The organism is Echinimonas agarilytica, assembly GCF_023703465.1.
In the GTDB taxonomy this organism is placed as follows: Bacteria; Pseudomonadota; Gammaproteobacteria; order Enterobacterales; family Neiellaceae; genus Echinimonas; species Echinimonas agarilytica.
The window spans coordinates 107,688-126,387 of sequence record NZ_JAMQGP010000002.1 but is presented as its reverse complement, the minus strand read 5'-3'; the positions used below and the strand labels follow the sequence as shown (position 1 = coordinate 126,387).

The 18,700-nt window shown below is 46.2% G+C and carries 23 protein-coding genes; 6 read left to right on the top strand and 17 right to left on the bottom strand.

Annotated elements, in window-relative coordinates; genetic code table 11:
- Nucleotides 1-41: 41 nt before the first annotated feature.
- From NAF29_RS04935 to NAF29_RS04925, 3 genes are all read right to left on the bottom strand, one after another.
- On the bottom strand, nt 42-482 hold the full coding sequence (locus NAF29_RS04935) for a GNAT family N-acetyltransferase (protein WP_251260390.1): 441 nt from the start codon (nt 480-482) through the stop codon (nt 42-44).
- A 38-nt stretch (nt 483-520) separates the two neighbouring features.
- Entirely contained in the window at nt 521-988 is a 468-nt protein-coding gene (locus NAF29_RS04930) for an OsmC family protein (protein ID WP_251260389.1), read from the bottom strand.
- A 167-nt stretch (nt 989-1,155) separates the two neighbouring features.
- The gene (locus NAF29_RS04925; RefSeq protein ID WP_251260388.1) at nt 1,156-2,085 is read right to left on the bottom strand and encodes a DMT family transporter; all 930 of its coding nucleotides are present in this window, start codon (nt 2,083-2,085) and stop codon (nt 1,156-1,158) included.
- 269 nt (nt 2,086-2,354) lie between these two features.
- On the opposite strand from NAF29_RS04925, the gene NAF29_RS04920 reads away from it, so the two are divergent.
- On the top strand, nt 2,355-3,686 hold the full coding sequence (locus NAF29_RS04920) for a hypothetical protein (protein ID WP_251260387.1): 1,332 nt from the start codon (nt 2,355-2,357) through the stop codon (nt 3,684-3,686).
- 44 nt (nt 3,687-3,730) lie between these two features.
- On the opposite strand, the gene NAF29_RS04915 is transcribed toward NAF29_RS04920, so the two are convergent.
- From NAF29_RS04915 to NAF29_RS04895, 5 genes are read right to left on the bottom strand one after another with little or no spacing between them, the layout of a single operon-like run.
- Nucleotides 3,731-4,054 (bottom strand): DUF3301 domain-containing protein, encoded by a 324-nt coding sequence (locus tag NAF29_RS04915; RefSeq protein WP_251260386.1) that lies wholly within the window; start codon nt 4,052-4,054, stop codon nt 3,731-3,733.
- 22 nt (nt 4,055-4,076) lie between these two features.
- Nucleotides 4,077-5,147: an ATP-binding cassette domain-containing protein gene (locus NAF29_RS04910; RefSeq protein ID WP_251260385.1), complete on the bottom strand. Its 1,071-nt coding sequence runs from the start codon at nt 5,145-5,147 to the stop codon at nt 4,077-4,079.
- Nucleotides 5,138-5,812 carry a molybdate ABC transporter permease subunit gene (modB, locus tag NAF29_RS04905; RefSeq protein ID WP_251260384.1) on the bottom strand — a complete coding sequence of 225 codons (675 nt, stop codon included), beginning with the start codon at nt 5,810-5,812 and terminating at the stop codon, nt 5,138-5,140. Before modB ends, NAF29_RS04910 begins: the two co-directional genes overlap by 10 nt.
- Entirely contained in the window at nt 5,809-6,558 is a 750-nt protein-coding gene (modA, locus tag NAF29_RS04900) for a molybdate ABC transporter substrate-binding protein (RefSeq protein ID WP_251260383.1), read from the bottom strand. Before modA ends, modB begins: the two co-directional genes overlap by 4 nt.
- Before the next feature lie 7 nt (nt 6,559-6,565).
- Entirely contained in the window at nt 6,566-6,889 is a 324-nt protein-coding gene (locus NAF29_RS04895; protein WP_251260382.1) for a glycoside hydrolase family 25 domain-containing protein, read from the bottom strand.
- Between the two features lie 201 nt (nt 6,890-7,090).
- On the opposite strand from NAF29_RS04895, the gene NAF29_RS04890 reads away from it, so the two are divergent.
- The 5 genes from NAF29_RS04890 to NAF29_RS04870 all read left to right on the top strand — a co-directional run bounded on the left by NAF29_RS04890 (nt 7,091) and on the right by NAF29_RS04870 (nt 10,966).
- Entirely contained in the window at nt 7,091-7,438 is a 348-nt protein-coding gene (locus NAF29_RS04890) for a DUF3302 domain-containing protein (RefSeq protein ID WP_251260381.1), read from the top strand.
- A 2-nt stretch (nt 7,439-7,440) separates the two neighbouring features.
- On the top strand, nt 7,441-8,586 hold the full coding sequence (locus NAF29_RS04885) for an HlyD family secretion protein (protein ID WP_251260380.1): 1,146 nt from the start codon (nt 7,441-7,443) through the stop codon (nt 8,584-8,586).
- A 166-nt stretch (nt 8,587-8,752) separates the two neighbouring features.
- The gene (locus tag NAF29_RS04880; RefSeq protein WP_251260379.1) at nt 8,753-9,745 is read left to right on the top strand and encodes a hypothetical protein; all 993 of its coding nucleotides are present in this window, start codon (nt 8,753-8,755) and stop codon (nt 9,743-9,745) included.
- A gap of 79 nt (nt 9,746-9,824) precedes the next feature.
- Nucleotides 9,825-10,460, top strand: a complete 636-nt coding sequence (locus NAF29_RS04875; protein WP_251260378.1) for a peroxiredoxin-like family protein — start codon at nt 9,825-9,827, stop codon at nt 10,458-10,460.
- Nucleotides 10,461-10,639: 179 nt separating this feature from the next.
- A complete protein-coding gene (locus NAF29_RS04870) occupies nt 10,640-10,966 on the top strand; it encodes a DUF6170 family protein (protein ID WP_251260377.1) in 327 nt (108 codons plus the stop codon).
- Here the strand turns inward: NAF29_RS04870 and NAF29_RS04865 are convergent.
- Genes NAF29_RS04865 through NAF29_RS04825 form a run of 9 tightly spaced genes read right to left on the bottom strand, consistent with a single transcriptional unit; the run spans nt 10,963 to nt 18,697 of the window.
- Nucleotides 10,963-12,111 carry a response regulator gene (locus NAF29_RS04865; protein ID WP_251260376.1) on the bottom strand — a complete coding sequence of 383 codons (1,149 nt, stop codon included), beginning with the start codon at nt 12,109-12,111 and terminating at the stop codon, nt 10,963-10,965. The genes NAF29_RS04870 and NAF29_RS04865 overlap by 4 nt on opposite strands.
- A gap of 33 nt (nt 12,112-12,144) precedes the next feature.
- Nucleotides 12,145-12,960 (bottom strand): MlaA family lipoprotein, encoded by an 816-nt coding sequence (locus NAF29_RS04860; protein WP_251260375.1) that lies wholly within the window; start codon nt 12,958-12,960, stop codon nt 12,145-12,147.
- Nucleotides 12,961-12,973: 13 nt separating this feature from the next.
- Entirely contained in the window at nt 12,974-14,272 is a 1,299-nt protein-coding gene (gene ccmI, locus NAF29_RS04855; RefSeq protein ID WP_251260374.1) for a c-type cytochrome biogenesis protein CcmI, read from the bottom strand.
- Nucleotides 14,269-14,754 carry a cytochrome c-type biogenesis protein gene (locus tag NAF29_RS04850; RefSeq protein WP_251260373.1) on the bottom strand — a complete coding sequence of 162 codons (486 nt, stop codon included), beginning with the start codon at nt 14,752-14,754 and terminating at the stop codon, nt 14,269-14,271. The genes ccmI and NAF29_RS04850 overlap by 4 nt, the downstream gene beginning before the upstream one ends.
- Complete coding sequence (locus NAF29_RS04845; protein WP_251260372.1) at nt 14,744-15,286, bottom strand: DsbE family thiol:disulfide interchange protein; 543 nt, start codon at nt 15,284-15,286, stop codon at nt 14,744-14,746. Before NAF29_RS04845 ends, NAF29_RS04850 begins: the two co-directional genes overlap by 11 nt.
- Complete coding sequence (locus tag NAF29_RS04840) at nt 15,283-17,268, bottom strand: heme lyase CcmF/NrfE family subunit (protein ID WP_251260371.1); 1,986 nt, start codon at nt 17,266-17,268, stop codon at nt 15,283-15,285. The genes NAF29_RS04845 and NAF29_RS04840 overlap by 4 nt, the downstream gene beginning before the upstream one ends.
- 3 nt (nt 17,269-17,271) lie before the next feature.
- Nucleotides 17,272-17,754, bottom strand: a complete 483-nt coding sequence (ccmE, locus tag NAF29_RS04835; RefSeq protein WP_251260370.1) for a cytochrome c maturation protein CcmE — start codon at nt 17,752-17,754, stop codon at nt 17,272-17,274.
- Complete coding sequence (gene ccmD / locus NAF29_RS04830; RefSeq protein ID WP_251260369.1) at nt 17,751-17,957, bottom strand: heme exporter protein CcmD; 207 nt, start codon at nt 17,955-17,957, stop codon at nt 17,751-17,753. The genes ccmE and ccmD overlap by 4 nt, the downstream gene beginning before the upstream one ends.
- The gene (locus NAF29_RS04825; protein WP_251260368.1) at nt 17,957-18,697 is read right to left on the bottom strand and encodes a heme ABC transporter permease; all 741 of its coding nucleotides are present in this window, start codon (nt 18,695-18,697) and stop codon (nt 17,957-17,959) included. The genes ccmD and NAF29_RS04825 overlap by 1 nt, the downstream gene beginning before the upstream one ends.
- Between the last annotated feature and the right edge of the window lie 3 nt (nt 18,698-18,700).

Here is an 18,700-nt window from a genome sequence, read left to right as displayed (position 1 = left end):
CAATTTAGCGGTGTGTGCTTTTTACGCTCACAGCAGCAAAATTAAACATCATACGCATAAAAATTCCACACACTTTTTCGCGCTGGTGTAGCGTCATATAGCTGTTGAGCCTGACGATTGTCGGGCGCGGTCACCCATTGCAAACGTCCCGCGCCTCGCTGCCGCGCAAAATATCGGCAATGTTCAATCAATTCTCTGCCTTTGCCATGTCCTCGATAATCAGGCACCACAAACAAGTCATTCATCACCGCTACCTTTTGAATCAAAGTGGAACTGAAACTAAAGTAAACCGTTGCAAAACCAATCACCTGTTCATCATCTCTGGCGACAAATAAGCAACCCAATGGATTATCAATATCAAACTGACTAAAAAATTTCCGATTGTCGGAGTCGCAGACGACTTTCACATGGTAAAACGCTTGATATAGTCGAATAAGGGGCAGCACTTGATCGATATTGTTGGAAGATACGGGTTCTATCATTTTGTTTCCTTGGCATAAAAGCCCGTGGGATTGGATACCTACAGGACTATCTCAGTGACAATTTGAGTTGTTACTGAGTTGGCAATGAAACATTGCTCATGGGCTTGATGATGCATTGTTTGAAGTTGTTCAAGGCTCGGTTGAGATTCGCCTACGAATTCAATCTTGGGTCTCAAAGTGAGTTGAGTCATTGCCATCTTACCCGACTGGTTTTTTGCCATGACGCCAACGGGCTGATCATAATAGCGCTGCACGGTCCATTTTCGTTTAGCCGCAATCGACAGAAAAAACAACATGTGGCAACTGGAAATAGACGCAACAAATGCTTCTTCGGGGTCGACATTTGCTTCCACCGAATACGGTAACGGCACCACATGTGGCGACGATGAGGCCGCTACAGTGAGGCCACCGTCAAACTCCCAAACATGAGCTCGGCTATAGGTATGATCAGAAAAAACTTCGTCCGGTTTTTTTTGCCATGTCACAACAGCAGTGTAGTCAGCCATTTCATATTTCCTCGTAGGCAATTCACATCGTTCAAGATAAAAACCTAGCCCATAATATTCATAAGTGTACTTACCGTTGGATGAAAGTAATTGAAAACACGAGAACGAATATGGCGCTAGCGCTAAATTCTATGTTTGACGTAACGTTTCGGGTGATTACCTTGAAGTTACTCCTTGGCTTGACTCAACCAGCCGATACTCAGCAACACGCAGGCAAGTCCAAGCATCTGCCAAAGTCCAAAAGGTTCATGCAATATCACAACGGCCATCGCACTGGTCATCACCGGACCAATAGAGCTGGCAGTTGAAGCCACATCAGATCCCAAACGTTTCACTGCTTCGCTAAATAGATACGACGGGATTACCGTGGCAAATACCGCCATGTAGAGAGCATAACCATATACAGCTAACTCTTGCTGTAACAGCACATCCACACCACCGACAACAATCGCGTGCACCACACTTGCCACCGCAGAGCAACTCATAGCCACACTGGTAAATAAACCACTGCCAAGCTTTTGAATCATCCCACGCGCAATCAATGTGTATATGGCATAAGTTACCGCACTACCAAACACTAAGGCCGAACCAAGCAGCACATGGCGACCCGCTCCCTGCCAATCGGCTAACATGCTAATAGCAATACCAGCCCAGCAGATCGGCAATGCAATCAGTACATTGCGTTGCAACGGTTGGCCGAAAAAAAAGTAACCCAAGACAATCACTAACATTGGATAGCTAAAGAGCACAATACGTTCTAACTGAGCGCTGACATAACTCAGCCCCATAAAATCCAGCAAACTCGCTAAGTAGTAGCCCAAAAAACCAGCGGTCAAAAAGGTGTAGCGCGCCTGCACAGCATCTGACTTACGCTTCACGGATGACTTTGTCCAGTAATAGAAACTCATCACCAAATAAATAGGTAGCGCCATGATCATTCGCAACGCTAATAGTGTTGTTGCATCGATTGAATACACATATGCCAGCTTAATCGCGATTGCTTTGCTCGAAAAAAGTACCGCCGATAACAAGCAGATCGCCCACCCCATAGTGCGGTATTTAATTCGGTTTATATGATGTTCAGAGGTCCTATCCATTTCCGCTCCTTTAATGCTTTGAGTAAAGGCTGCGAAAAGTAGGTGGGGAGACCAGCTGCTTGACGCAGCCGGTGTCGGATCAAATTACAGACACGCCCTTGGCTGCAGCTCAATAATTTTGAGCAGCCAGTTGAGGCGAACCATGATCATTGTTGAAGCGATCATCGTAAATATCCATAAAGTGACACAAATCTATTTACAAGCTACCCCCAACATCAGAGGATAGCAACACGAAGCACATTAATTTTTAACGACCCGGTAACGCGATAATGAAGTATTTGATTTTGGTGAGCACTCTCATGATGTTAGTTGCATGTGGCGGAGGTGGAGGAAGCGACTCCAACAGCAGCCCAGAAGACAACGAGCCCCCCCAAGAAGAGACTCTACTCTCGCGTATTGTTCCGGCCCGCAGCAGCTCTCCTTACAGCGCTGTTCTTGCGCCATGTTCAACCGCCTATCAAGACCAACAATCATGCCTGGTCGATGTTTTGCCTCCTCTTGATATTCAAGGGCAATCAGTGACAGTGGATGACATTATGGATCGACTGGTAGTGAGCCACCCTTGGATGGCTGAGCGTTTTGAACAAGCACTCAATGCGGCCCCAAACTCCTTGCTCCAAATGTTCGCACCGCTCACTGCCATCGTCATTAGCTACGACATTATCCCAGCCTTCTATCATCCTTTGACTGGCGCCATGTACATTGATCCTCGGTTTGTTTGGACCAATGCAAGCGAGTACAACACCATTGCCGATAAAGAAGACTATCGAGCAGGCTTTTCTAGCGATTTATCACTCGATGCGTTTTGGCGTTACGTTGATGAAGATGGCAATTCGGTCACCACATCCAACACTTATTCTGCACTCAACAATAACCGTACCATCAATCAAATTTTGCCGGGGCTGATGAATTTGCTGTATCACGAACTCGCGCATGCCAATGACTTCGTGCCGCCCACCAGACGCACCGCCATTGCGCTGCCCGCAGGCAACACGAGTTTTTACGATTTGATTGAACAAACCTTCAATGCCAATGAAGCCATTCAACAACAACTCGATGATCAAGTGCCACTCATCAACAATACACTTGCTGCATTGGGGCAAGTACTATTCGCAGGAAACACGGCCACGGCATCACAACGAGCCTTAAGCGCTGCCGATGCTGGAAGTCAGTTTTCTATTGATGGCGCAAACGACATGTACAACTACTCGTCTGATGCCGAAGATGTTGCGATGCTATTTGAAAATGCCATGATGTCGCATGTTCTTGGTGCCATTAGGGATGTTGCGTTTGTGAATCAACCCAGTATCGATGAGCCGGGTTGTAACGACTTCACCATTGGCTGGGGTGAACGCGGACGCTTAGGACAACCTTGGGTCGCGACACGCGCAAAGCTGGTGGTATCAGAAATACTACCGATGCAGGCGAGAGACATTAACGCTCATATTGACCAATTACCACCCGCCACTAGCCTACCGGTGGGTCTAGGTTGGTGTAATTCACGTCAAGTAAGTGCTCTGCCATTTAGTGTGTTAAGAACAATCGAACCAGAGCAAGATCACTCTGTGATAGAAGATTTTCGCGGCTATCGTTACCATTGATGACGATGAACAGAATTCGTTCATACGAATGCTGTTTAAGCAATTTACTGAGACACTCGATGCGGCTCAACATGAACATTCTGTAGCCGCTGACCTTTCATGATCACTTCGCCAAAATAACGCTCATGGCCGGTGGAAGTAAACTCAAACTGATAACGCCGAATAAAGCAGCGGCGACCGTCTTCAGCTCGACTTATTTCCCAATTCGACTGAATAACACACTCATCTAACAACTGAAGTCCCATACTTTTACAGTACGCACGCGCAGCCAATAACGCGCGCTCTTGAGCTTCTTTGCTTTTCCACCAAATTGTCGCAACAGCGCCAATGAGCATTAAAATGATGACTGTTGTTAAATCAAATACCATCGAACTTCTTTCCCTAAACGGGTTATAACGGATGCAAGCTCATGGCTTTGATATATGCCAATACTTGCATGCCTTGTTTTAATTCCAGCTGATCATACGCGCGACGAGTAATAGCGGCTAGCAATGTTTGCCCATCGAGACTGAGTTCAAGCATTAATTGCCCATCTTTGTGCTCTACAACTCGCTGAATATGAGTAGTTAAACAATTCTGAACACTGCAATGCTGCAACACTTGAGTGGCTAGAATGACTTCGTCAGCCGCAACTTTCACAAACAAAGCATCGCTGTGGGTGGGTTCTTCGGCCGGTACCGTAAGTTGCTGGCCAGCAAGGTTCAGTAACGTTAGGTGTTGGTCTGAATCATACCCTACCACTTGTACATTCAAGACTGATCCCGCCCGAGTATCAATTAAATGACTATATCGACTATCAGCACATAGGCTAGCTGGGCTGCCTTGGGCAATTACAGTACCTTGTTCCAACAGCAACGCATGTTGGCAAATCAAACACGCCTCTTCAGCCGAGTGCGTGGCAAACATTAAGCCAATATGACGTTCGTTCAGCCAAACCTTCAATCGCAGCAATATTTGCCTTCGAGTACTTCGTTCGAGCGCACTGACGGGCTCATCCAATAGCAGTAGTTCTGGCGCAGAGAGCAATGCTCTAGCAATGGCTACCCGTTGACGTTGACCACCCGATAGCTGATCTGGGTGTTGCTCCAACAACGCTTGTATTTGAGTCAAACTGACGAGTGCCGAAATATCGCACTGAGTATTATGCTGCTTGGCAACTAGCATCAAGTTTTGTATCACGTTCAGATGCGGAAACAGCCGACTGTCTTGATACGACAAGGTAATCGGACGCAGGTAAGCTGGCACCTGATGTTTAGCGCTGAGCAAAGCCTGCTCATTCCAGTGCAAACTCCCATGAGCTTCAATAGTACCGGCAAGTACATTGAGTAAACTGGACTTGCCTGCGCCAGAAGCCCCCAATACAGCGCAACTCAATCTCGATGATGGCCTGTGAGGCAGTTCAAAATCAAAGTGCCCTTGCCATTGGTTCAAAATGATTTGGGCATTTACTGTTAACGCCATGACCACCTCCGGCGGCGCATTAAGCCGTATACCAAAATCAACGTAATAAAGCTAAAGCCTAATAGCCACGCAGCGAGTTGATGTGCTGCGGCCAAATTAAAGCTTTCTACATGATCAAACAAAGCAATTGAAACGACCCGAGTTTCTCCCGGTATATTGCCACCAATCATAAGTACCACCCCAAATTCACCGACAGTATGAGCAAAACTCAATACCGCAGCGGCAATAAATCCAGGCCGACACATCGGCATGATAATCGATAACCACTGTTGATAAGGAGGTAAGCCTAACGTTGCAGCAACGTTCAACAAGTTGCGATCAAATCGCTCAAAAGTGGCTTGCAATGGCTGAACAGCGAAGGGAAGCGAATAAATCACAGATGCGATTACAAGGCCTTCAAAGCGAAATGCTAAGCCCACGCCAAACCATTCATGCCACACTTGACCAAGTCCATTCTCTGGCGAGAACAGCAGTAATAAATAAAACCCCAGTACCGTTGGAGGTAACACCAAAGGAAGCGCAATTAAACCTTCCACCAATACCGCAACTCGGCGCTGTGTGGAGGCCAACCACCAAGCAATAGGCGGTGCAATCAACATCAAAATAAATGTCGTAGCCAATGCTAACTTGGCTGTAAGCGTAATGGCCTGCCAGTCACCTATCACATTGATTCTCTTATATATTTAGGAAGTTCATAGCCTTCATGGTGAATTAGACGTTGCGCAGTCTTACTGGCCAAAAATGAGACAAACTGCTGCGCCAGCATAGGCTCAGAGGAAGATTTAAGGATCATGCCTTTTTGCACAATCGGTTCATGCCAAGACAACGGAATATTGACGTAATGCTGCGCACCTAATTGCTTGACTTGAGACAATGCCACTAACGCACCTTTGACGTGGCCAGTCGCAACATATTGGCTGGTTTGAACCACATTGTTCCCCATCACTAACTGCGATGGTTTCACTTGAGTGTGTACATCTAGCACTTGTTGAGCAGCGGCACCGTAAGGTGCTAAGGCAGGATTTGCAACGGCGATTTGCTGGGACCAAGACCTCAAATCGCTCAACGTAGGCATATAACTAGGCGTCCAGAAAACAAGTTTACCTCGTGCATATTCGAAGCCGCCACCGATCGATAAACCGCGTTGAGTGAGGTCGTCCACTCGCATGCCATCCGCAGAAAGAAACATATCAAAAGGCGCCCCATGAATAATTTGCTGATGCAAAACGCCACTAGCCGCCGATGTTATTTTGATGGACTGAGTGTGCTCAGTCGCCCATTCATTGATGAGCAGTTCAAGTGTATGTTTGAAGTTGCTCGCAACCGCGATCGTTAAACTAGGCGATTGCGAATATGCTGATGCCGAGCTACACAGAACAAAAAGACTCAACATCCAGCGAAAAAAAAACATCGCGACTCTAGAGATCATTGTGATCTACTTTACTCGCAATCACATGATCCAGCACAGGGGTCATTGTGACCGGTTTTTCTTTACGCACAATGGAGCTCATCATTTTTTTGCGCGCTTCTTGGTCAGAATCATCAATGCGCAAGGCTTTAAGCCAGTGATCTTCGCTAGGCCAATACGACAAAGAACGCCACCATCCGTCGCTGCATTTGCTCAACCGCGAGCCAAATGCTCCGTATTTATTGACATTTCGATGAACAATTTCACTCCAACCCTGTTGAAATTTTTGCTCACTACCTGGCTTCAATTGCCAACGATACAATACATGAAACATAAGTCACTCCGAGTACTTCGACTGCACCACTAATAAACTAAAGTCTACCCCACTCATTTTGCGAGGTTTATGCTGCAATTCGACAAAAATAAACACCCCATTGTTTAATAATGGGGGCAAATTTTGGTTTTGGCTATAGGATGTAACAAGGTTGTATAAAAATATTTGCACTGGCAGCAAGAAACACTAAGGGATTTCAGTATGTTTTTGGATTATTTCGCTTTATTTCTCATCTTCTTTGTGGTGATCACCATGTTCTACTTGATCATTGTGGTTCACGACATTCCTTACGAAATCGCGGTGAAGCGCAACCACCCCCATCAAGATGCCATTCATGCAGCCGGGTGGGTCAGCTTGTTTACGCTTCACGCTATTTGGCCTTTTTTATGGATATGGGCCACCATTTACAGGCCCGATCGTGGCTATGGGTTTTCGTCATCACCCTCGTCTAATAACGAAGAGTTAATCGCGCGAATTGAAGTACTCGAAGCACAACTTGCTGCACTTCAACCCAAAGACGCTACCCAACCACGCGATAAGGAGGTCTAAGCATGGATTTATTACTTATTCTCACATACACGGCTCTTTGTTACGCCATTTTCAAAATTTTCGATTTGCCGGTGAATAAGTGGACAGTCCCAACCGCGGTGCTCGGTGGGATTTTTCTAATTGGTGCCATGTTGCTCCTCATGAATTATAACCACCCGTTTACCAAAGTTGCTCAGGCCGCATACGTGACAACACCGATTGTTTCTCAGGTGCGCGGGCCTGTGACAGAGGTACCAGTGGAAGGAAACTCAGCGCTGAATCGCGGCGACATCCTGTTCAAAATTGACCCCGTGCCGTTTCAAGCACGAGTTGATCAGATTAAAGCAGAGTTAGCAGGAGCCATACAAGACGTGGGCGGCCTAAACCAAAGCTGGGAAGCGGCAAAGGCTGAAGTCACACAGATTCAAGCCGAGCGTGATCGCACAAAGCAAAGCTTTGATCGCTATCTTGAGGGCTATACCAAAGGCGGCCTTAACTCTCCTTTCAGCGAAAATGAAGTTGAAAATCGCCGTCAAATGTATCTTGCCAAAGAAGGTGAACTCCAGAAAGCGCAAGCTGAAGCTGCTAGAGCCCAACTTGAATTCGAAGCCAATTTAGAAGGCGAAAACCCGATTGTTGCGCAACTCAAAGCAGAATTGGTTGAGGCCGAGTACGATCTTGCCAATACCGTGGTACGAGCCCCAACAGACGGTTACGTTGCGCAAGTCATACTTCGCCCAGGAATGATGGCAGTGCCCTTACCACTTAGACCAGTCATGGTCTTTGTACACAAAGAAAAGCCACGCATGCTAGCTGAATTTCAACAAAACCTTGCCCAACGCATTGAGGTAGGGAACGAAGCTGAAATCATTGTCAAAGGAGCCCCAGGCGAAATATTTAAAGCACAAGTTCACACCATCATGCCGGTTATCTCGCGAGGAAATTGGCAGGCCAGTGGACAATTGCAAGGCATTGACCCCGCGGCATCTCAGGGCAGAATCCTAGTTGAATTCAAAGTGCTTGATGACATTTCTGAATACCACCTACCTGCGGGTGTAACGGCAGAAGTCGCCATTTACACTGATCATTTCCATCATGTATCAGTCATTCGCAAAGTCTTATTGCGAATGACGAGCTGGCTCAACTACGTATTCAGCGAGGGCCATTAAACCTCAAGTCGCGGCCCGCCTCTTGGTCGCGACTCTCTCCCTTGCCCTCCCTTCATGTTCTGTGCAATTAAAACCCTCAATTCCGGTCTACTATTGATACAGGTGAGATATCCGCTCGTAAGCTCCATAGAGCGTTTCCGCAGGGCCAATGCAAAGGAATCAATCTGTGCATATCGCCATTCCATCACATTGCAACAAACGACAAACAATCAAAGTATTGGCTTTGTTGTCGATAATACTGTGGATGACGAACACTACCAAAGCAGTGGTATCCAGCACTTATTTTTCCATTGATAAGGCTCGAATCGAGCTTAGGTATCAAAATTCGTTCACAGCCAAAGAACGTGCAAAAATCAGCTATTGGCTGCGCCAGCACAGTGTGGGATTAACCTATTTATACGGGCAATACCCACTTGAACATTCACGTTATATCATCAAAAAAGCGAGTTCTGGATCGGGACCGGTTCCGTGGGCTCAGGTCGAAAGGGGCGATCCTGACAGTATTGTTTTTCACGTGAATGCCCATTATTCGCTCGACGAATTAATGGCCGACTGGACCACTCCGCACGAACTATCGCATTTACTCATTCCCTATCCCGGTTATGACGACATTTGGCTATCTGAAGGTCTGGCAAGCCTATATCAGTACCTTCTACCTATTAATGTAAATCTCACATCTGAGCATCAAGCCTGGCAAAAATTACACCTCGGATTCGAGCGTGGCCGAAACGATATTCGTCTCAACCATTGGTCACTACAAAAGCTCGCGGCTCGAATGCATGAAACAGGAAGCTTTCGACGCGTGTATTGGAGCGGTGCAGCTTATTACCTCAACGTTGCTTATCAGCTGCAATCGTTGGGTACGAGCCTACCGTATACGCTACTACGCTTTAAAGGGTGTTGTAGGGAAGCTAACAAGGAGTGGACTGGTATCGAATTTGTGCGCTCACTAGACCAATTTAATCAACATCGCCTATTTGAAAGAAACTATTATCAATGGTTAAACCTACAGGGAATGCCAGATTTACGCTTAGCTTACAATTGGTTTGGTGTGCATGTTAATGCCCAACGAATCACATTAGATTCCGATCCAAAATATCAGCAAAGGCGTCTTGCGCTTTATCACTGGCAACCGAACCAAATTATTTCTAATGAATGAATATTAGGGAGTTGCCGGTCTATTCCCGAGTACGCTTTTTTATCCATAAAAATCCAATGGACTACGGAAAAATAATTCAATGAAGCTGATTAAAAAACTTATCATTCCTTTTGCATTATTGTTGTCATTGCATGCTCACGCTGCAATTCCGACCATCGCCGAGTCGGCAGAAACAATTGCACCGCTTTTAAATGGCGAAGCGGTTCCCAATGTGACGCTCAACGATGTAGATGGCACCCCAGTGGCGCTGGCAGAATTAGTAAAGACTAAACCCACCATCGTGTTTTTTTATCGTGGTGGCTGGTGCCCATTTTGCACAATGCAAATGAGCCAACTGCAAACGATTGAAGCTGATTTGCAAGCTATGGGTTATCAACTGATTGGTATTTCACCTGATAAACCAGTAGATTTGAAAGCCAGCATTGCTGACAAAAAGCTCAGCTACACACTTCTATCTGACCGCAATTTAGACGCGACCACAGCATTCGGTTTAGGATTCTTTTTATCCGACAAAGTTGCCACCATGTACCGCAACAACATCCAAACGGAATTTGTCACTCGGGGTGATGAGAAACGCATTGTATTGCCAGTACCCGCAGCTTACGTTTTTAACACCCAAGGTATTGTTCAATTTCAATATGTGAACCCAAACTACAAGGCTCGTGTAGAACCTGAAGTATTAAAACTTGCAGCAAAGCTCGCGTTAACCAAATAACAACGAGAGGTTCGGCCTGACTTTGAACAGGTCGAATCACTTTTTCACAGATATCTGCGATCCTTTTTACAGAAAACCTCTTATACATGATTTAAGCATTGCTTTAGGTTGTCGCCTATTGGAACAACCGATATCCTGTGCGGCACGCGTTACCCATGCTGCAAAATGAGAATTAAGTCATGTATCTTTCGTTAAATAAGGTTCCTGCCCTTGCCCGTTTCAAGCCATTAGATCGAGTTGCGATTCTAAATTTAGCGCTAAAACGCCTTTCTGCAGTGGAAAAAGTAGGGCTCAACCTGATCAAATTAGCCATTATTGTGCCACCATTTTTAGCGCTAGCTCAATTGGCCCCTTGGCAGGCCGTGATTGCAATAATTTTTGTATTGATTGGATTCGGAATTGTCACGCGTCCCATACAAATTAGCTTTGCCGGACCTCATTGGGATAAGGCTATTGACGAATTTAACCGGAATAGAAATACCGAAGAAAATGAAGGTGACGATTAACGACGCCCTACCACAAGGCTAAATACATCTCTGCCGCCTGACTGGTTGTCGAACGGTTGTGATAACACATCTGACAACGGAGATGGCAACGCCCCATTGACATCAGACTGTGCCAGCATTCGTAGCTGCTCACCTTCTAAATGGCTAAACACCAATGGACGCGATTCTTCCACCATAAACGCATGGCTGGAATAGTCCGAAGCATCGCTATCGTGTAAAGATGGTCCAGCATCGGACAAGGTTTGAGTTGCCGCTCCTAACCAAACATATGGCCCTTTATCGAAGGATGCGCTAGCCCATTGCATTTGACCTTTTTCAACGTCGAGTAAGGCATAAATCAAAGCAGGTGATTGCTTAAGTTCTAATGATTTCAGGTAATAACTCGCCCACCCCATCACGCCGTCAGGACTTGCCAGCAACTTGTTATTGCTGTGTCCAAATTCACGAAATGCTTCGTTAAATACGACTTTTAGCGCCCCACTTGCAAATGCAGCATCGGGAGTGTCTTCACCAAAATCTGCAATATAAAAAGACACATACTGACTGGATAGTGCAAATACGTCGAGAAAGTAACGACTCGGTTGAGGCCGAAGAGGCATACGCCAAGATACACGGAATTTACCTAAATCAAGCTGCTGCTCAGGCAGTAGGCTTGCTTGAAACAAGCTCGCCATCGACTCATCTTGCTCTAAAGATTCTCGATTATAACGAAGTTCGCTAATGGCCATTTCCATTTCGTCTTGCATGCGTTGAGCATCATCTTTGCCCAATGCCGATTCTAAGGCATGCGACAAGACTGAAGGTTCAGGTAACGGTTTGGTAATAAAGTCATGCGCACCATGGCGCAAAGCTGATAAAACCCCACTCATATGACCTTCTTCTGACGTCATGATAATGGGCACATGCGGATGACTTTTACGCAACTGCACAAGCAAATCAATGCCGTGCATTTCATTAAATTCTAATTCACAAAATACTGCATCAGGATGTTCGTCTTCAAACAAAGTTAAAGCATCTTGTGTATTCATAGCGGCTTCAACCACATAGCCTTGTGAGGTTAAAAACTCCGAGCATCCGCGGATAAATACAGGGTCTTTATCTATGATAAGAACACAGCCTTTGGACATTTTTTTGGATGTAACCAACGTGATCTCCGATAAAGCCCGACTCTGATTAAATCAGAATTCAGCCGAGTCTATTTCATCTAAATAGTCGTCAAGAAAGTCGTCATTTTCAGGCTCCACTTCAGGAAGCTTGCCGTCATACACGCGATAGCGCATATATTGAAAATAACCTTCTTTAACGAACGAATAAGGGTCAAGGCTGTTATACAACATTTGCTCTTGGTCAATGAGCTGAGCACGCGTATACAGTCCTTTAAAGCCCCATCTTAATAGCTTAGGCCAGAAGCTCAGAGTCGACAACGGCCAATACAAGTCATCAACGTAATCACCCACTTCTTCTCGAACCGATGAGGGGCCGATCACAGGCAGCATGAGATAGGGCCCATCATCAACACCATAATGACCCAACACTTCCCCAAACTCATCGAGCTTCCGTTCCATCCCCATATAACTGGCAACGTCGATAAAGCCTACTAGTCCAACAGTTGTATTAATCGCAAATCGGCCAACATTGTTGGCCGAATCTGACCAATTTCCTTGCAATACATTATTCACAGCGGAAGAAGGTTCATCGATATTCCGAATCACATTGTTAATGCCTTCTTTACCAAAATCTGGCACGTAATCAATGTAGAACACGGTTGTTGGACGGTAAATATACTTGTCTAGTACATTGAAGTTGAAATCAAAAATGACCCGGTTTAAATCTTCAAGTGGATCTCGATTGTCATAGATACGATTGGCATAAATCGCTTCTAAACGCGCCTCTTGCTCTTTTTGAAGCGCAGCATTTTCGTAACCGGCCTTAACCGAAGTTACAAATGACAAACAGAGCGCTGATGCAAGCAGCACTCTGGATATATTGTTCATGGCAATCCTATTGCTATTGCGGTGTTCTCAACGTCAAATTCACAGACGTTGGTAGATCGGCTTTGGTCAACCCTTTGCTGACGCTTTCCAATTCACTTTGAGCCGTGGCAACATTTGCGCTCATTGCAACTTTGGCAACAATCTCAAATGGTTCAACGGTGCCGAGCTGATAATTTTCCATCATTGCATCGGATTGGCTAAGAGTAATAGAGACCGGCAAAGCTGGCAACTCCATTCGTTTTACTGCCATAGGCATGGGTGGACCACTCACCGCTCTGGCAAAAACCACCAAAAATGCATTGTCAGGTAAGTCAACTCCAGGAGCAACATCAACTGTGACGGTGACGCTCAGTGCATCAGCAACACCCTGTTCTTTTGCAACCGGCTCGGGCGGAGCTGCCTCAGCAGCGGGGTGGGCAACGGTACCATGAGGACCATCTCCTGCCGCACTTCCTTTAATCATTGCCAATGTGCGAGTGATTTGAGCATGACGCGGATGATCGCTTGGCAGGATTTCAAGCATTCGCTGCCAGCTTGCAAAAGCGCCTTGTTGATCTCCCATCTCGAACAGGGTAAAGGCTTGCTCACTTAAGATATCTAGATCTTCAGGCGACTGCTTTAACAAACGCTTGTACACACTCTGGGCGTAAGCCATTTTGCCTTCATCGCCAGTCATCGCCAATGCTTTGGCATAGCTTAGATTCGCCGCTTTATTGTCAGGAGCTAGATGCAACGCTTCAACAAAGGCTTCAGTCGCTTCATTGATTCGTCCGAAAGACATTTGAATGCGTCCAAACAGCAACCAACCCATAGCGTCATCGCCATTCTCTTTAAGCTTGGTACGTAGAGCTAATGCAAACTGTTCAAGTTCCTCTTGAGACATATTGGCAGCGTCTGGCCCCATGAGCTTTTCTGCCAATTGTGGCATGTTTGTCATGGCGGTTTGCCAATTTTCTACTTTCTGGTAATTGCCCATGCCAACATACAAAGCAATCGCCGCGGCAAAAATAACGGCTGATAGAGCCCAAATTGGCCGCATGGAGCCATCTTGCTCAGAGGCGGGAACATCCATCGTTTCGGTATCATCCAATAAGCCCGCTTGTAGCTCTGCATTGAGTTGCTCGAAATCAGCTTCTGATATATCTCCACTGTCTTTTTGTTTTTGTAGCTCAGCCAAGCGTTGGTTAAATATACGTTTATTCAAAGCCAACTGTGTATTGTTCTCGCCTACTTTGGGTTTACTCGCGTTGAACAAAAATGGCACTAGCGCTAATGCCAACAATACTAATGCGCCAATCCAAAATACCATCATGACTTGGAGTCATCCTTTTTCATTAGTTCGTCCAAACGTGCTTTTTCTTGCGCTGACAATTCGACGGTTGATGTTGTGGTTTTTCCGCGCTGGCGAATAACCACAACAATGGCGATAAATGCCACCAGCATGAATGCAAATGGGCCATACCAAAGTACCCAGGTAGAACTTTGAACCGGTGGTTGGTAATGCACAAAATTACCATAGCGATCAACCATATAACCAATCACTTCGCGCTTGGTTGCGCCTTCTTGCACCATTTCATAAGTTTTGTCTTTTAGGTCTTTTGCCAGACCAGCATCGGAGTCAGAGATGGTTTGGTTTTGGCATTTGGGACAGCGTAGCTCGTTGATAAGCTCTTTAAACTCAGCTTCCTTGCTTTCGTCCTGAAAAGGGTAGGCATCAATGGTCGCATTGGCAGACAAAGATATCAGACCTAACGTGGCGGCAAAGCCAATCGATATTAAGCGGTTAAAGCTCATTCACTTCTCCTGCTTCGCGGTACTTTTCGGCCAGTTTATCGCGCCAAACTCGTTCGTTAACATCACCCACATGACGATAAACAATAATGCCATTGGTATCGACAACATAAGTTTCTGGAGCACCGTACACGCCAAGGTCAATGGCGAGGTCCCCTTTATAATCCTGAACATTCAGTACATAAGGGTCGCCAAGTTGTTCTAACCAAACTCGAGCTTTGGCCGGTTCATCTTTGTAGTTAATTCCCACAATCTTCACACCAAGTTTTGCCAACTTATTCAGGTATTCATGTTCTGCTCGGCAGGTAGGACACCATGTTGCCCAAACATTGATCAGATAATGGCCTTCGCCAAAACTTTGTTTTGTTAACTGCCTTGAAGGGTTGAGTAAGTCAGGCAACTCAAATTCTGGCACGGGCTTACCCACCAATGCCGATTCCAACTCTCTTGGGTCGGAAAACAAGGCCGTGTAGAAAAACGCCCCTACAAACAAAAAGCATGCAAGGGGAACGAGCAATATAAGGCGCTTATTCATGAGTTCGGAGCCTCTACAGGTTGTGCTACAGGCTCGTCCTCGGGTTGCCTGCGCGCCAGTCGGTAACGTTTATCAGCAATCGCTAAACAACCTGCAAACGACATGATTAATGCACCAAGCCAAATCCAACGGATGAAAGGCTTATAATGCAACCGCACAGCCCATGCATCACCCCCAAGAGGTTCGCCCAGAGCGATGAATAGGTCGCGGAACAATCCGGCGTCAATGGCGGCCTCAGTCATGATTGAACCGGATGCTAGATATTGGCGTTTTTCAGCATGTAAGGTCGTCACTAAACGATCACCATCAAATACAGAAAACTCGCCTGCAGTACCTCGATAGTTGGGTCCATCAAGCTCGTAAGTTTCGTCAAAACGGACAGTGTAGCTGGCCATCGGCTCAACATCGCCTGGCTGCATTCTTACGTCGTGCTCTGTGGTATAAGCGCTTGTCAGTGCAATGCCCACAATACTCACGGCAAAGCCTAAATGACCTATGACCATGGCCCAATGACTTCGGGTGAGCTTCGACAATGCTTTAAAGAGGCTCATATTGCCTTTCTGATGAGTCAGCAACTCTTGAATGGTACAGATCACCACCCATAAGCCGAGTATAATACCCAATGCTGCGTGAAACTCTTCAACACGTCCAAACATGGCGTTTAACCCGAGGCCTGCGGTCACACTTAAGCCGCCCGCAAACAACAGGCGATTGCGAAGCTGTGACCCACTTTGTCTGCGCCAACGCGATAGAGGCCCAACACCTAGCAAGAAGACAAACGGCACAATCAATATCGAAAACAACAAATTAAAGAATGGAGGGCCCACCGAAATTGTGCCCCATCCCAATTCTTTGTGGATCAATGGCCAAATGGTACCAATCAGCACCACAAGCGTAGAGGTCACCAACAATAGGTTATTGCCTATGAGCATGGTTTCTCGGCTCACTACTTCATATTTGCCGCGACTTTTAATGGCTGCACCGCGCCACGCAAAGAGACTTAACGAACCACCAATCACGATAAATAAGAAAGCCAGAATAAATAGGCCCCGGCTCGGATCACTGGCAAAGGCATGCACCGATACCAATACACCTGAACGGACTAAGAAAGTTCCGAGCAAGCTTAAAGAGAAAGCAGATAGTGCAAGAAGCACCGTCCACAACTTAAACACGCCACGTTTTTCGCACACAGCCAATGAATGAATCAAAGCGGTACCAGCCAGCCACGGCATAAACGATGCATTTTCTACTGGATCCCAAAACCACCAACCGCCCCAACCAAGCTCGTAGTAGGCCCACCAGCTGCCTAACGCAATGCCAATAGTCAAACTGATCCAAGCAGCCATTGTCCAAGGACGAGACCAGCGAGCCCACGCTGCATCAAGCTGTCCCGACAACAAGGCTGCAATTGCAAATGCGAAGGCAACAGCAAATCCTACGTAGCCCATATAAAGCATGGGAGGATGCATGATCAAACCAATATCTTGTAGCAGAGGATTAAGGTCACGTCCGTCCACAGGGTAGAACGGCAATAAGGTTTCAAATGGGTTTGATGTGAATTGAATGAACGCTAAAAAACCGAACGAGATCATCCCCATCACTGCCAATACTCGCGCTACGGCAATTAAAGGCAAGCCTCGACTAAAAATAGATACCGCGCCTTGCCAACCTGTGAGCATCAAGATCCAAAGTAGCAAAGAGCCCTCATGAGCTCCCCAAACAGCAGATAATTTATAAAACCAGGGTAATTTAGAATTCGAGTTTTGCGCAACGTAGCTAATGGTGAAGTCGTCCTGCAAAAATGCATAGCACAATGCAGCAAAAGCTAATGCGACCAAAACAAATTGCATTTGAGACAACGGTCTAGCCAACTGCATCCAGTTGTTCCAGCCCTTGCTTGCTCCAACGAGAGGAATTATCGCGGTCAGCACTGAAATAGCTAACGCTAAAATCAGTGCCACATGGCCCCATTCAGCAATCATGTATTAATAACTCCCTTCTTTAGCTTTATTTCCAACACCATTTGGATGTACTTTGCCCACCGCTTTGGCAACGTCAGGCGGCATGTATTCTTCATCATGTTTTGCTAATACTTCGTCAGCTTTAATTGTTGTGGCGTCCACCAGTACGCCGTTGGCAACAATGCCCTGACCTTCTCGGAACAAGTCGGGCAGAATTTTGTCGAACGTCACCGTGACTGTAGGGCCCGTATCAATCAGATCAAATTGCACATTCAAAGAGTTGTCATCTCTAACCACTGTGCCCGCCACCACCATGCCACCAATTCGTAAACGCTGCCCCACACTGGGCTTAATCCCAGTTTCATTTTTACCATTGATGATCTCACTTGGCGTGTAAAACAGGTCAATATTCTGTTTCATTGAGAAGAGAATAAAGCCCACAGCAATCCCCAGGCCGCAGATCACTGCAATACTGGTAATCAATCTTTTTTGGCGTCTTGGGTTCATAACACTCTCTCTGTTTTAGCTGCTGACTTTCTACGGGCACGACGTTCTTGAAAAGAACGCACGCCTGCAATGATCTTCTTACGGGTATAAACGGTGTGAGCCCATGCGCCAACGAAACAAATTAAAGTTGCACCAAATGACAACCACACATAGAAGCCATACCCTCCCATATGCCAAAATTCACTCATGGAATCAAAAAACATTAGTTTTCTCCCTCTACAATTTTTTGAACCCAAGGCCGATGTCCCTCCGTTCGCAACAAGTCGTTTCTTAAGCGCATCAGAGCAAGCGCCCCTAGCAATAACCCAAACGCCAGCACATTGATGAGCAATGGCCACAACATGCTCGTATCCATAGACGGCTTAGCGAATTTAGTAATGGTTGCGCCTTGATGCAGTGTATTCCACCACTCCACCGAATAATGAATAATCGGTAAATTAATAACGCCAACCATCGCCAAAATACCAGCAGCACGAGCGCCACTTCGCTTGTCGCTATAAGCGTTATACAAAGCCATTACCCCTAAATACAAAAACAACAAGATCAGCTCTGAGGTGAGACGCGCGTCCCAAATCCACCAGGTTCCCCACATTGGCTTGCCCCAGGCTGCACCGGTAAATAACGCCAAGAATGTATAAATCGCGCCAATTGGAGCAATCGCCATGACCATCATGTCTGAATGCTTTTGTTGCCAAACAACGCCAATAAAAGCAGCAATAGCCATTCCTAGGTATCCCCCCATAGACATCATCGCCATTGGCACATGCACATAAATAATTCGGAAACTATCGCCCTGCTGGTAGTCGGCAGGCGTAAAACCTAGCCCCCAAATGGTGCCAACAACTGCACCAATAAAGCCTAACCAACCAAACCAGAGCAAAAATTTGCCGCTAAGGCGATAGAGATTTTCAGATTTTGCGTAGGGGTGTAACCACTTAAACATAAC

Bases quoted from the DNA above. Each gene is read 5' to 3' on its own strand.
- modA (WP_251260383.1), bottom strand. From the start codon at position 6,558: ATGTTTTTTTTTCGCTGGATGTTGAGTCTTTTTGTTCTGTGTAGCTCG.
- NAF29_RS04875 (WP_251260378.1), top strand. From the start codon at position 9,825: ATGAAGCTGATTAAAAAACTTATCATTCCTTTTGCATTATTGTTGTCA.
- NAF29_RS04935 (WP_251260390.1), bottom strand. From the start codon at position 482: ATGATAGAACCCGTATCTTCCAACAATATCGATCAAGTGCTGCCCCTT.
- ccmE (WP_251260370.1), bottom strand. From the start codon at position 17,754: ATGAACCCAAGACGCCAAAAAAGATTGATTACCAGTATTGCAGTGATC.
- ccmI (WP_251260374.1), bottom strand. From the start codon at position 14,272: ATGATGGTATTTTGGATTGGCGCATTAGTATTGTTGGCATTAGCGCTA.
- NAF29_RS04925 (WP_251260388.1), bottom strand. From the start codon at position 2,085: ATGGATAGGACCTCTGAACATCATATAAACCGAATTAAATACCGCACT.
- NAF29_RS04920 (WP_251260387.1), top strand. From the start codon at position 2,355: ATGAAGTATTTGATTTTGGTGAGCACTCTCATGATGTTAGTTGCATGT.
- NAF29_RS04910 (WP_251260385.1), bottom strand. From the start codon at position 5,147: ATGGCGTTAACAGTAAATGCCCAAATCATTTTGAACCAATGGCAAGGG.
- NAF29_RS04850 (WP_251260373.1), bottom strand. From the start codon at position 14,754: ATGAGCTTTAACCGCTTAATATCGATTGGCTTTGCCGCCACGTTAGGT.
- NAF29_RS04860 (WP_251260375.1), bottom strand. From the start codon at position 12,960: ATGAACAATATATCCAGAGTGCTGCTTGCATCAGCGCTCTGTTTGTCA.
- ccmD (WP_251260369.1), bottom strand. From the start codon at position 17,957: ATGTTTTTTGATTCCATGAGTGAATTTTGGCATATGGGAGGGTATGGC.
- NAF29_RS04870 (WP_251260377.1), top strand. From the start codon at position 10,640: ATGTATCTTTCGTTAAATAAGGTTCCTGCCCTTGCCCGTTTCAAGCCA.
- NAF29_RS04885 (WP_251260380.1), top strand. From the start codon at position 7,441: ATGGATTTATTACTTATTCTCACATACACGGCTCTTTGTTACGCCATT.
- NAF29_RS04890 (WP_251260381.1), top strand. From the start codon at position 7,091: ATGTTTTTGGATTATTTCGCTTTATTTCTCATCTTCTTTGTGGTGATC.
- NAF29_RS04825 (WP_251260368.1), bottom strand. From the start codon at position 18,697: ATGTTTAAGTGGTTACACCCCTACGCAAAATCTGAAAATCTCTATCGC.
- NAF29_RS04895 (WP_251260382.1), bottom strand. From the start codon at position 6,889: ATGTTTCATGTATTGTATCGTTGGCAATTGAAGCCAGGTAGTGAGCAA.
- NAF29_RS04930 (WP_251260389.1), bottom strand. From the start codon at position 988: ATGGCTGACTACACTGCTGTTGTGACATGGCAAAAAAAACCGGACGAA.
- NAF29_RS04915 (WP_251260386.1), bottom strand. From the start codon at position 4,054: ATGGTATTTGATTTAACAACAGTCATCATTTTAATGCTCATTGGCGCT.
- NAF29_RS04840 (WP_251260371.1), bottom strand. From the start codon at position 17,268: ATGATTGCTGAATGGGGCCATGTGGCACTGATTTTAGCGTTAGCTATT.
- NAF29_RS04845 (WP_251260372.1), bottom strand. From the start codon at position 15,286: ATGAATAAGCGCCTTATATTGCTCGTTCCCCTTGCATGCTTTTTGTTT.